This window comes from Saccharopolyspora erythraea NRRL 2338 (assembly GCF_000062885.1).
Taxonomy (GTDB): domain Bacteria; phylum Actinomycetota; class Actinomycetes; order Mycobacteriales; family Pseudonocardiaceae; genus Saccharopolyspora_D; species Saccharopolyspora_D erythraea.
On sequence record NC_009142.1, the window covers coordinates 1,896,414 to 1,910,599 of the forward strand.

Below are 14,186 nucleotides of genomic sequence, written 5' to 3' on the forward strand. Positions count from 1 at the left end.
TCCCACACCCGTGCCGCCGCTCCAGCTTCGCTGCGCCGGCGCTTCGCGCTCCGGCGGGCTCGCTCCGCTTCGCGCCGACCCGCTTCGCACTGCGCCCGGCGCTTCGCCTCCGTGCGCCCGGAGCGCCGCCCTGCCGGGCGTCCCACTGCGCTCGCCGCACGCAGGCTCGCGTCGCCCTGCCGGGCTCCGCCCACCGCCGCTCGCGCTCCGACGCAGCGCCCTCGCGGGCGCCCGCTCCGCGCGCTGCCCGCTCCACGCGCTGCCGCTCGCACTTCGCGCTCCGCTGCAGCGCCCTCCCCGGGCGCCGGAGCGCCGCGCTCCGCACGCGGCTACCGCCCGCCGCCGCTGAAGATGCCGATGCCGTTGGCGACGGGGCGTTCGCGGCCGTCGGAGGGGTTGTTGCGCACGGTGACGTGCTGGGCGCCTGCTTCGCGGGCGACGAGGGTGGTGGAGCCGCCGCCGTCGAGGTTCACGGCGTCGTCGGCGCCGGAGCGCTTGAGGAGGTCGGCGAGTTCGCTGACGGTGAGTCCGGCGCTGACCTGGGAGCGGCCGTCCATGGCGACCAGGTAGACGCGTTTGCCGTCCGCGCTGGCCCCGGCGGAGGTCCGCGGCGCGAGGGCCTGGTCGTCCAGGCCGGGCAACGCCGTGCCGTCGCGCAGGATCGGGAACCCGCCCACCACGAACCGGAACTCGGGCACGCCGACCGGAGCGAGCTGGTAGTCGACCGACACCGGGTCGCCGGGCTTGAGGTCGTCGAGCTCGCCGACGCCGTCTTCGCGGCCGACCAGCACGAAGTCGCCGGCGGCGATGGCTCCCGCGCCCGGTTCGGGGCGGACCTCGGCGACCTTGCCGTCGCGCACGACGATCTCGATGGTGGTGTCGCTGCACGGTGCGCCGCGGTCGGTGTCGGTGCCGCAGGTGGCCCTGACGCGCGAGGTCGTCCCCCACGCCTCGGTGAAGACCCCGACTCCGCCGACCGGGATCGCGTATTGGTTGAGCCCGTCGACGCCGAGGACGCCGTGGCCGGTTTCGATCTTGCCTTCGAGCCGGACGCTCGCCACCCGCGCCGTCCGGTCGCTGCCCAGGCCGAAGACGTCTTCGGTCGAGGTGCCCTCCGGCAGTCCGGGACCGAACCGCTGCCCGTCGGGCACCGCGCCCTTGCGCGCCTCGCCCGCGGCGATCTCGGCGCCCACGGCGGAGCCGGTCGGCTCGACGCCTTCGTGTTCGTCGGTGTTGTTGAAGAAGTCCCCGTTGACCCCGGCCACCGCACCCTGGCCGTCGGCGAGCGCGGAGATCGCGGTCGGTTCGGTCACGGTTTTGCGGTGCAGCAGGCCGAGATCGACCAGCGGGTTGGCGAGGTCGGCTTCCAGGACGTAACCCTGGGTCGACCCGTGGCCCGTCTCCCACGTGAACGAGCGGAAGGTCACCCCGGGCGCGACCTGCTCCTCGCCGGAGAACAGGACGTCGGAGGCCAGCGGCTCCGGGGCCGCCGCGGCCGTGCTGCTCTGGACGAGAGCGAGACCGCACACCACGGCCAGTCCCGCGGCCAGCCGTCGCCGTGCCGGGCCGGAGACCTTGCGACGTCCTGTCGGGCCGTCGGCCGTGCGCCGTCTTGCGGTGGAGTTCGGGGTCACCGTGCAGCACCTTTCGGCCGGGGACGGGCGTTCCGGGAGCAGATCATTCCCCGGTGAATGCGCGGTGGTGAACAGTTGACGAAATTGTGGCCAGTTTTGTTCAGTCTCGACGAATCCGCGGAAACGCCTGGGGCCGCCCACCGGCGAGCCGCTGGAGAACCCTCCCGGAGCACGCACGGAGGTCGCTCATTCGGCGAACCCACTGGAACGCCGGAAGGGCGCCCATTTGACGAGCCCACTGGAGGACGCCAGAAGGACGCCCATTCGACGAGCCCGCTGGAGTGCTCCCGGGGGCCGCGACGGGCCCGCCGGAGAGCGCCCGGACGGGCGCCCATCCAGCGGGCCCGCGCCGCGTCACACGGCGGCCAACTGCGCGTTCCAGCGCCGCGACCGGTGCAGCCGCCACAGCAGACCGCCGCACACCAACCCGAGCGCGCAGAGAGCGCTCCACGGCAGCCAGGGCAGTCCGGCGCCCCGCGCCACGTCGAGGGCGCTGCCGGTCAGCAGGTTGCCGAGCATGATCCCCACCCCGCACACCGTGTTGTACAGGCCGTAGTAGCTGGCCACGAGGCGTTCGCCGGACAAGCGGACGATGGTGTCCATCTCGAACGGGAAAACCACGAGCGTGCCCAGCGACAGCATCGCCGCCGACAGCACCAGCGGGCCGAAAGTGGCCACAGTGGACTGACCCGGCTGCGCCGCACCGGCCAGCAGCGGCAGGAACGACAACCCCATCAGCGCCAGTCCGCCCGCCAGGCACGTGCCGGGGCTGAACTTCTCCTGGCACCACGCGGTGATCCGCACCTGCCCCGCGATCGCCAGCACGCCCGACACGGCGAACAGCACCGCCACCGCCGCGGTCGCGGTCCGCTCGTCACCGGCCAGCCGCCGCGCCTCGAGCGGCAGCGCGAGGTAGATCTGGTAGTTCAGCACGTAGCTGCCGGTCATCACCAGCGAGAACAGCACGAACGGGCCGTTGCCGAGCATCGTCCGCCATTCCGCCAGCACCGATGTCCGCCCCCGCGCGGGTGCGCCGGTGCGTTGCGGCAGCGAGCGGATCTGCAACACGGTCAGCACAAGGAAGATCCCGGCCGCCGCAAGGCAAGTGATCTCGAACGCGACTCCGGTCAGCGCCAGCCCGGCGAGCGGCCCGAGCAGGATGCCGGTCTGGTAGAAGACGTTGAACAGCGCGAACGCCTCGACCCGGCGGTCACCGGCCTCGGCCGACAGGTACGCGCGGACGGCGGGGTTGAACAGCGCCCCGGCGAACCCGGTCGCCGCCGAGGCGACCAGCAGCGCTGGCAGGCTGTCGACCAGGCCGATCAGCGCGAATCCGCCGGTGCGCAGGGCACATCCGGCCACGATCAGCGGTTTGTAGCCGAAGCGGTCCGCCAGCGTGCCGCCGATCAGGAACATGCCCTGCTGGGCGAAGTTGCGGACGCCCAGCACCAGGCCGACCACCCACACCGCCAAGCCCAGGTCCCCGGCCAGGTAAGCGGCGAGGTAGGGGATGAGCATGTAGAACCCGAGGTTGATGGTGAGCTGGTTGAGCATCAGCATCCGCACGGGCGCCGGGAAGGACCGGAAGCGGGTCAGCAGCCGCATCAGGACCTCCCGAACCGAATCGGGTCCAGCACGGTCCGGCATCGCGTCCAGCGCTCGACCTTGACGCTGAACGGATCGGCGATCCGCTCAGGTTCGACCGGTGCGGTGTCCAGGAGCAGGCCGTGCTCACGGCAGTAGCCGTCGTTGTAGACGGTGTCGAAGTAGCGCTCCGGTCCGTCCGGGAAGACCGCGGCGATGCGGGCCTCCGACGGCTCGGTCCGCGCCAGCCAGCCCGCCACCAGCGCCACCGCCCCGACGCTCCAGCCGCCGCTGGTGCAGTGCGCTGCCGCCAGCCGCCGCGCCGCCCACACCGCCTCGGCCGCGCCGACCCAGTGCACCTCGTCGAACGCCTGGTGGTCGACGTTGCTCGGATGGATGCTGGAGCCGAGCCCGCGCATCAGCCGCTTGCGGGCGGGCTGGCCGAAGATCGTCGACCCGGTGGTGTCGACCCCGACCAGCTTCAGGTGCGGGAAGTACTCCCGCAGCGTCCTGGACACCCCGGCGGAATGCCCGCCGGTGCCGACCGAGCAGACCAGGACGTCGATCCGCCCGAGCTGCGCGACGAGTTCCAGCGCCAGTGAGCGGTATCCGGCCACGTTGTCGGGGTTGTTGTACTGGTCGGGGCAGAACGAGCCGTCGTTGGACGCGAGCAGCGCGCGGACCCGCTCGCGGCGCGCCTCCTGCCAGCCGCCGGTCGGATGCGGCTCGGTCACGACGTCGACCGTGGCCCCGTAGGCGGCGAGCAGGGTGCGCATGATCGGCTCCATGCCCGGGTCCGTGACCAGCGTGACCGGGTGCCCGTAGGTGGCGCCGGCCAGCGCCAGGCCGAGTCCGAGGGTGCCGCTGGTCGACTCGATGATCGTGCCGCCGGGAGCCAGCTCACCGCGGGCGCGTGCCGCCTCGACCATGTGCAGCGCGGGACGGTCCTTCATACCGCCGGGGTTGAAGCCTTCGAGCTTGGCCCAGAAACCGCTGCCGGACCGGTTGAAGGGCTGGTCGATCCACAGCACAGGGGTGCCGCCGACCGCGGCGGCCGGGCGGCGGCAGGGTGCGGCCGCGGCGGTGAGCTGAGCGGGTGAGAGCCCGGTCTGCGACGGGATCTGGGCGTGCGGGGTCAGTGTTTCCACGAATGTCCTTTCCAGGAGGAGCGCGGCATCCCCGTGCGAGCACGCGGCGCCGGCCATGCGGGCGCGTGGCGGCATGGCCGCGTTGGTCTTGCGCCGCTTTGCGGGCATGCGGCATCGCCTTGCGCCGCAGGGCAATCCGTGCGTGCAGGCGGTTTCACCGCGCGAGGAACAGGAAGAAGAGGTGAGCCATCGACGGCCCGGTGTCGGCCACCGCTGCTCAGCGGTGGCGGGAGCGCGCGCTCATCAGACTCGTGTGATGCAGACCCGGGTCAGCAGTGCCCGGCCGGACCGCGATTGCGAGACCGGGACCGGGGATTCCCGTGTGCAGCCGGCGTCGTGGACTCGCAGATCATCGGCGGCGACGGCCTCGACGGCGGGTGACCAGACCGGTGCGGGAAGTTCGGCGTGTTGCAGGTCGCGTGAGCTTGCGAAGCAAATCTCACCGTGCGCGGTGTGCACGTGCGGGTCGTGCTCGTGCTGCGGGGCGCAGTGCGTCGAGACGTTCTGCGCCGGTGCCGCCACCGCTTCGTGCGGTTCGCCGAAGGTGACGTGCGCGGCGAGGAAAGAACCCAGGAAGGACAGGACCACGAACAGCCGGATGGCCGATCGGTTCCTCGCGGTGCTTCCAGTGGCGCGCACGATGACGAGTCTATCCACGTGCTGTGGCGGGCTGCCACTTCGGCCCGGCAACCGGTAGCCGCACGAACAGGTGTGCGCGAATGGTTGCCTGACAAGGAAATCGCTATGGGCCCTCCCTGAGCGCCGGATCACAGCACTGTGGAGAGTGCCGGTCCACTGTGGTCGCCGCTAGCGGGCGCCGAGCTGCCGGACGACGTTCGTCGGCTTGCCCGCGAGCGCGCCGGAGAGGTAGCGGTCGAAGACCGGCAGGCCCGCCAGGCGGAGGGCGGTGCGTCGCACGGCGAGCTGGGTCCGCGTGTCCGGGACGAACCAGCGGGCACTGCTGCGCGCGACGCGTTGCTTCTCCGCCACGACCGGACGCCACAGCCGCTCGTACTCGCCGAGCGCGGCGTCGATGGTGCCTGCCCGGGCGAGTTGTTCGGCCAGCACGTAGGCCCCGGCGATCGCCAGCGAAGCGCCCTGGCCGGCGAGCAGCGACACCGCCTGGCAGGCGTCGCCGAGCAGCACCACCCGACCCTTGGTCCATTGTGGAGATTCGATCTGCGCCACTTGGTCGTAGTACACCTGGTCGGACGGTGGGCACGCCGCGAGAGCCCGGGGCGCGACCCAGCCGAGCGAACCGTAGACATCGCGTAGGGCGGCACGCGCGTCGTCCGGCAGCGCCGGATCGGCTGCCCGGTGCACGGCGAACACCGCGACCCGCCCGTCGCGCAGGCCGTAGCAGGCCAGTTGCCTCCCGAGCGTGTCGGTGAGGCAGAACCGGCCGTTCACCTCGGCGTGCACGCGCGGATCGTCGAAGAGGAACGCGGCCGTGTGGAAGCCGAGGTAGCGCAGGAACCGTTCCTCCGCCCCGAAAACCGCGGCGCGCACCGACGAGTGGATCCCGTCGGCCCCGACGAGCAGATCGGCGTCGAGCACGCTCCCGTCGGGCAGGGTGACCCGCACCCGGTCGGAGTCGTTGTCGATGTGCTCCGGCGCGGTAGCGAAGCGCAGGTCCACCTGGTCGGGGAGCTGTTCCCGCAGGGCTCGCTCGAGATCGGGGCGCATGATGCTCAACAGCCGTCCGCCGACCGCCTTGGTCAGCTTGGAGGTGCTTAGACCGGCACGCCGACGGCCGGTCTCGTCGACGTAGCTCACTTCCTCGACGCGGTAACCGAGTTCGCGCAGCCGCGGCAGCAGGCCCATCGCCTCCGCGGCGTCGTAGCCGGGGCCGAAGAAGTCGATCATGTAGCCGGTCTCGCGCGGGCCGGGCGCCTTCTCGAGCACGACAACGTCCCAGCCGTGGGCGTGCAGCCGGTTCGCCAGCGCCAGTCCGGCGATCCCAGCACCGCAGATCACGGCTTTCACGGCTGTCCCTCCTCGGGCGGGTGGGCGGAGCGGAACATCCGGCGCAGGACGGGGCGGGCCGTAGCCGCGGTCAGGTCGCCGCTGAGCGCCTGGTGCAGCACGACGCCGTCTACGGCGGCGGCCAGCACCATCGCGGTCTCCCGTGGGGTCGCCTCGCCGCGGGCGCGCAGCCAGTCGGTGAGGTCGCGCCGGAAGTCGTCGACGACCTCGGCCACCGCGCGCTTGAGCTCCGGGTCCCGGGTCGCGGCGAGGTAGGCCTCGCTCACCAGCAGCGAGGCCGGATCGTCGGACGCGTAGCGCTCCAGCGTCCCGAGGATCGCGTCGAGCAGGTCGTCCGGTGTCGTGGCGGCGTCGAACAGCGGCCCCATGCCCGCGACCGCTTCGCGCAGCACACCGACCGCCGCCTCGGTGAGCAGTGCCTGCAGCGAGGCGAAGTGGTAGTGCACCAGCCCGGGAGCCACTCCGGCGCGCTCGGCGACGACCCGGGTGTGCACGCCGGTCCAGCCCTTCTCGGCGATCAGCTCGACGGCCGCGCCGGTCAGTCGCCGCCGCACTTCCCGCCCGCGTTCCGCCGCGGTGTTCACCATGGCCTGTCTCCAGTCGTCTTGGTCGATCGTATTGGGCGAGCGTCCAAGGCTGCAAGTGTGCAGGTAGAGGCGGGAATCGCTGACCGAAGGTCCCGGGCCCTGCTCAGGAATTCGCGCGCCTCAACCCGCCATGCCCGCGAACGCGCCAAGCCCAGCGACTACGCGCGGGCCGCGTTCACGCGCGCAGCCGGAGTCCCTTGGGGGTGGCGCGGAAACCGGCCTCGGTGAGGATCTCCGCCATCCGGGACCCGAGCGCGCCTTCCCCGTCGGCGCGCTGCACCGCGAGCTGGTCGAGCCAGCCCTCCCGGACGGCCCGCGCCAGCCCGGCCGCCGCCAGCCGCAGCACGTCCTCGTCCTCGGTGAACGACAGCAGGGACTTGCCGCCGCGCTCGACGTAGAGCGCCGCCGAACCCGCGACGAGCACGACCAGCGCGCCCGCCTTGCGCCCAGGCCGGTGCCGGGTGTCGGAGACGGCCGCGGGCCATTCCAGCGCCGCCCCGTACGGCTGGGCCGGGTCGGCCGCGGCGAGCACCACCGCCTGCGGGTCTTCGTCCGGGCGTTCGGTGCGCGAGGACGCGCGCAGCCGGTCGATCGCGCCCGGCACCGCGAACTGCGCCGCGCCGAGCCCCTCGACGACGTAGCCGCGGCGGCACCGCCCCGACTCCTCCATGGCCCGCAGCACCTTGTACACCGCCGAGAACCCGCCGGTAACGCGTTCGGTGTCCAGCGCGCCCCTGGTGAGCACGCCGTGCCGTTCGAGGAACGCCTCGGCGCGCGCATGCGCCCGCCGGGTCGGTTCGCTCGACGGCGGCGGCGCCAGCGACCACCGGCCCGACACGGCGGGCGGCCCGGTGCGGCTGGGCATCGCCGGGCGGCCGGCGCGCAGCCGCGCGTACCGGCCTCGCGGTGCGCTGCGGCGCGGCTTGTGCGTGGCGCCGCGCCCCGACACCAGCGCGCGCAACGGCGCGAGCGTGTCGTTGGTCGCGGAGCCCCCCCACACCAGATCCCACAGCGCGGCGGTCACCGCTTGGTCGTCCGGTGCCGCTTCCCCCTGCTCCAGCAGGATCGCGCCGGCGCGGTCGGCCAGTTGGCGGTAGAACTGCGCGCCGCCTTCCAGCGTGGACACGATCGCCCGGTGCAGCGGCGAGTCCGGCCGCTCCTCCGGCACGTCGGGCAGCAGCAGGTCCGCGACGTCGGCGGGTGCCAGCGCGATCCAGCCGTCGCCTCCCGCCAGCGACCCCGAACCGACCCACACCACCTCGCCGGTCGAGGTCAGCTCGTCGAGCAGCGCGGGCGAGTAGCCGGGCAGGCGCGCGGGCAGCACCAGCGACTCCAGCGCGCTGGCGGGCACCGGTGCGCCCGCGAGCTGCTCGACGACCGAGAACACGTCGTCGACGGTGGGCGCGGTCCGCAGCCGCGCGCCGATCCCGTGCCACGAAGGCAGGAACCGTCCCAGAGCCGCGGGTTCGACCGGCTCGACCTCCGCGCGCAGCCGGGCCAGCGACGCCCGCCGCATCCGGCGCAGCACCTCGGCGTCGCAGTACTCCAGCGACCGCCCGCCACCGGCCTCCAGCGGACGCAGCTCACCGCGGATGAGCCTGCCGCTTCCGGTGAGCCGGTCCAGCACGCCGTGCATCACCGCGACGCCCAGGCCGAAGCGGTGCGCGGCGGCGTCGGCGGTGAACGGTCCGCGCGACCTGGCGTAGCGGATGACCAGGTCGGCCAGCGGATCGGCGACGGGTTCGGTGAACGCCTCGGGCACCCCGACCGGCAGCGCGACCCCCAGCGCGTCGCGGACCTTGCCCGCGTCCTCGATGGGGATCCAGCGCTCCTCGCCCGCGATGCGCACCCGCAGGACCCGGCGCTGGGCGTGCAGGTCCTCCAACCACTCCGGCCGGACACCGCGCTCGGCGGCCTCCGCGGTCGACAGGTCGCCGAGGAAGCTGAGCAGGTCGATCGCGCCCTCGGAGTCGCGGGCGTGGCGCTCGGGGGCCAGCCGCTGCAGCTGCGACTCGACCTCGGCCACCACCTCGGGGTCGAGCAGCTCCCGCAGCGCCTCCGAGCCCAGCAGCTCGGCCAGCAGCGTCGAGTCCAGGCTCAGCGCGGCCGAGCGGCGTTCGGCCAGCGGGGCGTCGGTCTCGTACAGGAACATCCCGATGTAGCCGAACAGCAGGCTGCGCGCGAACGGCGACGGCGTCGGCGTCTCGACCTCCACGACGCGCACCTTGCGCGCGGCGACCTGCGACATCAGCTCGGTCAGCCCCGGCACGTCGTAGACGTCCTGGAGGCATTCGCGCATCGCCTCCAGCACGATCGGGAACTGCTCGTACTGCGCGGCCACCGACAGCAGCTGCGCCGCCCGCTGCCGCTGCTGCCACAGCGGCGAGCGGCGCCGCGGGTCGCGGCGCGGCAGCAGCAGCGCGCGAGCCGCGCACTCCCGGAAGCGCGCCGCGAACAGCGCCGAGCCGCCCACCTCGTCGGTGACGACCTGCTGCACCTCGTCCGGTGCGAGCAGCACGTCCTCGGCGGCGGGCAGGATCTCGGTCCCGGCGTCGTCGAGCGCGTCGGCCAGCCGCACCACGATGCCGTCGTCGGAGGAGGCGACCTGCGGGTCGATCCCGCGGCGCTCGCGGAGCCGGGCCCCGATCGCCAGCGCCCACGGTCCGTTGACCTTGGCGCCGAACGGGGAGTGCACGACCATCCGCCAGTCGCCGAGCTCGTCGCGGAACCGCTCCACGAGGATGGTCCGGTCGTCGGGCACGTGGCGGGTGGCCCGCCGCTGCTCGTCCAGGTAGCTCAGCAGGTTGTCCCCGGCCCACTGGTCCAGCCCCGCCTCGCTGATGCGGCTCCGCGCGGCCTCCGGGCCGGCCGCGGTCAGCTCCCGGACGAACGCTCCCAGCGCCCGGCCCAGCTCCAGCGGACGGCCCGGCGAGTCGCCCTTCCAGAACGGCATCCTGGCGGGCTCGCCCGGCGCGGGTGTGACCACGACGCGGTCGTGGGTGATGTCCTCGACCCGCCACGACGACGTGCCGAGCAGGAACGTGTCGCCGACGCGCGACTCGTAGACCATCTCCTCGTCGAGCTCGCCGACCCGCACCCCGCCCTTGCCCGCGGCGTCGTCGCCGGGGGTGGTGACCGCGAACAGCCCGCGGTCGGGGATGGTGCCGCCGGAGGTGACCGCCAGCCGCTGCGCGCCCGGCCTGGCCCGCAGCTCGTCGTTGATCCGGTCCCACACGATCCGCGCGCGCAGCTCGCCGAACTCCTCGCTCGGGTAGCGGCCTGCGAGCATGTCCAGCACCGCGTGCAGCGCGGAGTCGGGCAGCCCGGCGAAGGACGCCGAACGCCGCACCACGGTCGCCAGCCGCTCCAGCGACCACGTGTCCATCGCCACCATCGACACCACGTGCTGAGCCAGCACGTCGAGCGGGTTGCGCGGGAAGGACAGCGCCTCGATCAGCCCGTCGGCCATCCGCTCGGCGGTCACCGCGCAGCCGACGAGGTCGCCGCGGAACTTCGGGAAAACCACCCCGCGCGAGACGGCGCCGACGTGGTGCCCGCCCCGGCCGATCCGCTGCAGGCCCGACGCGACGCTCGGCGGCGTCTCCACCTGCACGACCAGGTCGACCGCGCCCATGTCGATGCCCAGCTCCAGCGAGGAGGTCGCCACCACGCACGGCAGCCGGCCGGACTTGAGCTCCTCCTCGACCACCGCCCGCTGCTCCTTCGACATAGACCCGTGGTGGGCCTTCGCCACGGTCGCCGCCGAACCGCGCGTGATCCCCGAGCCGCCGACGGCCTCGGCGGGGAAGCGCTGCATCGGCTCGTCTTCTTCCTCCGCCTCCTCCGCCGCGAGCTCGTTGATGCCGGCGGTCAGCCGCTCGGCCAGCCGCCGGGAGTTGGTGAACACGATCGTCGAGCGGTGCTGCCGGATCAGTTCGAGCACGCGGGTCTGCACCGACGGCCAGATCGAGGGGTGCTGGTCGTCGTCGGCGCCGCCCAGCTCGGCCAGGTCCGGCACCGGCACCTCGACCCGCACCTCGACCTGCTTGACGTTGGCGGGCTGCACCGTTCGGACCGGGCGGCCACCGGCCAGGAAGGCGCGCACCTCGTCGACCGGCCGCACCGTGGCCGACAGGCCGATGCGCTGCGCGGGACGCGGGAGCAGCTCGTCGAGCCGCTCCAGCGACAGCGCCAGGTGCGCGCCGCGCTTGGTGCCCGCGACCGCGTGCACCTCGTCGACGATCACCGTCTCCACCCCGCGCAGCGACTCCCGCGCCGCCGAGGTCAGCAGCAGGAACAGCGACTCCGGTGTCGTGACCAGGACGTCCGGCGGTGTGCGGGCGAACGAGCGGCGCTGGTCGGCGGGGGTGTCCCCGGTGCGCATGCCGACGGTGATGTCGGGCGGTTCGCCGCCGAGGCGCTGCGTGGCCTGGCGGATGCCGGCCAGCGGAGCGCGCAGGTTGCGCTCCACGTCGACCGCCAGCGCCTTCAGCGGCGAGACGTAGAGGACCCGGCAGCGCTGCTTCGGGTCCCCCGGCGGGCCCTCGGCGGCCAGCCGGTCGAGGGCGGACAGGAACGCCGCGAGCGTCTTGCCCGAACCGGTCGGGGCGATGACCAGCGCGTGCTCGCCGTCGGCGATCGCCTCCCACGCGCCGGACTGGGCCTCGGTCGGCGCGTCGAAGGCACCGCGGAACCAGTCCCGGGTCGCGGGGGAGAAGCGGTCCAGCACGTCGGTCACACCCCCATGCTGGACCAGGCCCCCGACACCCGCGTCAGGCCGGGCACATCCAGTCGTCGTCTGCGCTGACCTGCGCACCGCCCGGAGCGGGGAACGGTTCGCGGAAGGTGAACGCGGCCGGTGACGGACCGTTCGCGCGCAGCAGCGCCAGCCGCTGCTCGGCCTCGGCCACCGTCGGCCGGTGCCCGGCGGGCACCCACCACAGCACGGTGTGCGCCTCGGCCATCTTCGGGAACCACTCGCGCCTGCGCCGCAGCACCGCGACGTGCTCCGGGTCGCGGTAGACGTAGTCGGCCAGCGCCTCCACCGACTCCCACACCGACATGTTGACGATGATCCGGTCGTCGCCGAAGCCGCGGACGGCGGTGGCGTCGCCGTCCTCGGTCTGCAGCCGCCAGACGAAACCGGGCGCGGCGTCGGCCGCCGCGTTCACCGGCTCCAGCGCCGCGACGAACCCGGCGAGCTCGGCACTGTCCATAGGGGCCACGGGAAGCGCGATGTTGACCTGCGCGAGGTGGTGATCAGTCATGGACGTGAGACTAGTTCGGCCAATTGCGGGGATCACCGCCTTTCGGGTGTAGCGGCATGGCAACATCTCGGCCGGGCGATGACCTTGCACGCGCCCGGCAACAACAGCAGTAGGAGGCATCCGGTGCGCGTCCTGTCGGTGGATCTCGGCACCTCCAACACCGTCGCGGTGCTCTCGGCGCACGGCAGGCCACCCAGGGTGGTCGAGGTGGACGGGTCGGCGACCATGCCCTCGGCGGTGTTCGCCGCCGAGGACGGCGCGATCATCGTCGGACGCGAGGCCGAACGGCGGGCCCGCCTCGACCCGTCGCGGTTCGAACCGAACCCGAAGCGCCGCGTCGACGAGGGCACGCTGCTGCTCGGCGAGTCGATCATCACCGTCACCGACGCCATGGCCGCCGTGCTGCACCGGGTGGCCGAGGAGACGACCCGCCAGCTCGGCGGCGCGCAGCCCGACGAGGTGCGCCTCACCCACCCCGCCCAGTGGGGTCCGACGCGCCGCAACGTGCTTCTGTCGGCCGCCCGGCTCGCCGGTTTCGGCAGCAACCTGGTCCTGGTGCCCGAGCCGGTGGCCGCCGCCGCGCACTTCGCCTCGTTCCCAGACCGATCCCTCGCGCCCGGCCAGGCGCTGGCCGTCTACGACCTCGGCGCGGGCACCTTCGACTGCGCCGTGGTCGGCGCCACCCAGAGCGGCTTCGCCGTGCTGGCCGAGGACGGCCTGCCCGACCTCGGCGGCCTCGACGTCGACCAGGCGCTGCTGGAGCACGTCGGACGCCAGGTCTCCAACAAGGACCCGCAGCGGTGGCAGCGCCTGCTGCGGCCGGAGTCCACCGCCGACCGCCGCGCCCAGCGCGCGCTGCGCGAGGACGTCAAGGCCGCCAAGGAGGCCCTCTCCCGGCACGTCCAGACCGAGGTCCCGATGCCGGAGCCGTTCGAGGACGTGCTGGTCACTCGCGGCGAGCTGGAGGCGCTGGTGCGGCCGAGCATGCTGCGCAGCGTCGAGATGGTGGCCTCGGTGGTCCGGTCCAACGGGATGGCGCCGGAGAACCTCGCCGGGCTGTACCTGGTGGGCGGCTCCAGCCGGTTGCCGCTGGTGGCGACATTGATCGGTGAGCAGCTGCGGATCGTGGCCACCAGCCTCGACCAGCCGGAGACCGCGGTGGCGCTCGGCGCGCACCACGTCTCGCGGGACGGCACCGCCCTCAACACCCAGGACCTGGGCTCGACGTTCACCGCCGCCCAGCAGGGCGTCGGCGACCAGGGGCCGCGACCGGGCTACCAGGAGCCCGAGACCGTCCGAACGGCCTTCGCGCCCGTCATGCCGCCGCAGCAGCCCTACCCGCGGCAGGTGCGGCAGCAGGGCCACGGCGCCAAGCAGCCGCGCACCGTCTCGCGCAACATGCTGGTCGGCCTCGGCGCGGTCGCCCTGGTCGCGGTGATCGTGGCGGTCGTGTCGATCGTGCTGACCTCGGGCGGAGGGGCCCAGGCCGCCAGCGCCTCGGAGTGCCGGGCGCCCTCGGAAACCCGCGACACCAAGGGTTTCGACAAGTGCATGCTGCAACTGGCAGGCGACGTGCCCGAGACGACCAACTGCGCGCCGGGGTGGCAGCGGATCATGCCCGGCCTGCGAGAGCTCGGCGGCGCCGTCGCGTCCTGCTCGATCGGCAACCCCAACGAGGGCACGACGATCGTCTACACCCACCTCGACTCGATGCAGAAGGCGAAGCAGCGGGCCGACCTGCTGCTGGAGTTCAACGGCGTCACCAGCGACCAGGTGCGGGCCGACTGGAGCGGGAACGGGCTGTCCGGCGAGTACCGCGCCGTCACCAGCGACACCTTCGGCACGCTCGTCTTCACCGTGGACGACAGGCCGCTGGTGGGGATGGTGCTCGTGCCCAACAAGGACCAGCGGCTCGCGCCCAACCAGGTGGCCGACGAGTTCGAGCGCAGGATCCAGCCGGGCACCGACTGACCGGCGCGC

At 73.3% G+C, this 14,186-nt stretch carries 9 protein-coding genes; 1 reads left to right on the forward strand and 8 read right to left on the reverse strand.

Features of this window, described 5'->3' with window-relative positions:
- Positions 1-329: 329 nt before the first annotated feature.
- The 8 genes from SACE_RS08485 to SACE_RS08520 all read right to left on the reverse strand — a co-directional run bounded on the left by SACE_RS08485 (position 330) and on the right by SACE_RS08520 (position 12,206).
- Entirely contained in the window at positions 330-1,634 is a 1,305-nt protein-coding gene (locus SACE_RS08485) for a phosphodiester glycosidase family protein (RefSeq protein ID WP_011873447.1), read from the reverse strand.
- A 354-nt stretch (positions 1,635-1,988) separates the two neighbouring features.
- Positions 1,989-3,239 carry an MFS transporter gene (locus SACE_RS08490; RefSeq protein WP_009943811.1) on the reverse strand — a complete coding sequence of 417 codons (1,251 nt, stop codon included), beginning with the start codon at positions 3,237-3,239 and terminating at the stop codon, positions 1,989-1,991.
- Complete coding sequence (locus tag SACE_RS08495) at positions 3,239-4,366, reverse strand: PLP-dependent cysteine synthase family protein (RefSeq protein ID WP_009943810.1); 1,128 nt, start codon at positions 4,364-4,366, stop codon at positions 3,239-3,241. Before SACE_RS08495 ends, SACE_RS08490 begins: the two co-directional genes overlap by 1 nt.
- Before the next feature lie 243 nt (positions 4,367-4,609).
- Positions 4,610-5,005, reverse strand: a complete 396-nt coding sequence (locus tag SACE_RS08500; RefSeq protein WP_011873448.1) for a hypothetical protein — start codon at positions 5,003-5,005, stop codon at positions 4,610-4,612.
- A 168-nt stretch (positions 5,006-5,173) separates the two neighbouring features.
- Positions 5,174-6,352, reverse strand: a complete 1,179-nt coding sequence (locus SACE_RS08505) for an FAD-dependent oxidoreductase (protein ID WP_009943808.1) — start codon at positions 6,350-6,352, stop codon at positions 5,174-5,176.
- Complete coding sequence (locus SACE_RS08510) at positions 6,349-6,939, reverse strand: TetR/AcrR family transcriptional regulator (protein ID WP_009943806.1); 591 nt, start codon at positions 6,937-6,939, stop codon at positions 6,349-6,351. Before SACE_RS08510 ends, SACE_RS08505 begins: the two co-directional genes overlap by 4 nt.
- Positions 6,940-7,114: 175 nt before the next feature.
- Positions 7,115-11,677, reverse strand: a complete 4,563-nt coding sequence (locus tag SACE_RS08515) for an ATP-dependent helicase (protein WP_009943804.1) — start codon at positions 11,675-11,677, stop codon at positions 7,115-7,117.
- Between the two features lie 34 nt (positions 11,678-11,711).
- On the reverse strand, positions 11,712-12,206 hold the full coding sequence (locus SACE_RS08520) for a DUF3291 domain-containing protein (RefSeq protein ID WP_011873451.1): 495 nt from the start codon (positions 12,204-12,206) through the stop codon (positions 11,712-11,714).
- A gap of 123 nt (positions 12,207-12,329) precedes the next feature.
- On the opposite strand from SACE_RS08520, the gene SACE_RS08525 reads away from it, so the two are divergent.
- Complete coding sequence (locus SACE_RS08525) at positions 12,330-14,177, forward strand: Hsp70 family protein (RefSeq protein WP_009943802.1); 1,848 nt, start codon at positions 12,330-12,332, stop codon at positions 14,175-14,177.
- The last annotated feature ends 9 nt before the right edge of the window (positions 14,178-14,186 follow it).

Bases quoted from the DNA above. Each gene is read 5' to 3' on its own strand.
- SACE_RS08490 (WP_009943811.1), bottom strand. From the start codon at position 3,239: ATGCGGCTGCTGACCCGCTTCCGGTCCTTCCCGGCGCCCGTGCGGATG.
- SACE_RS08510 (WP_009943806.1), bottom strand. From the start codon at position 6,939: ATGGTGAACACCGCGGCGGAACGCGGGCGGGAAGTGCGGCGGCGACTG.
- SACE_RS08520 (WP_011873451.1), bottom strand. From the start codon at position 12,206: ATGACTGATCACCACCTCGCGCAGGTCAACATCGCGCTTCCCGTGGCC.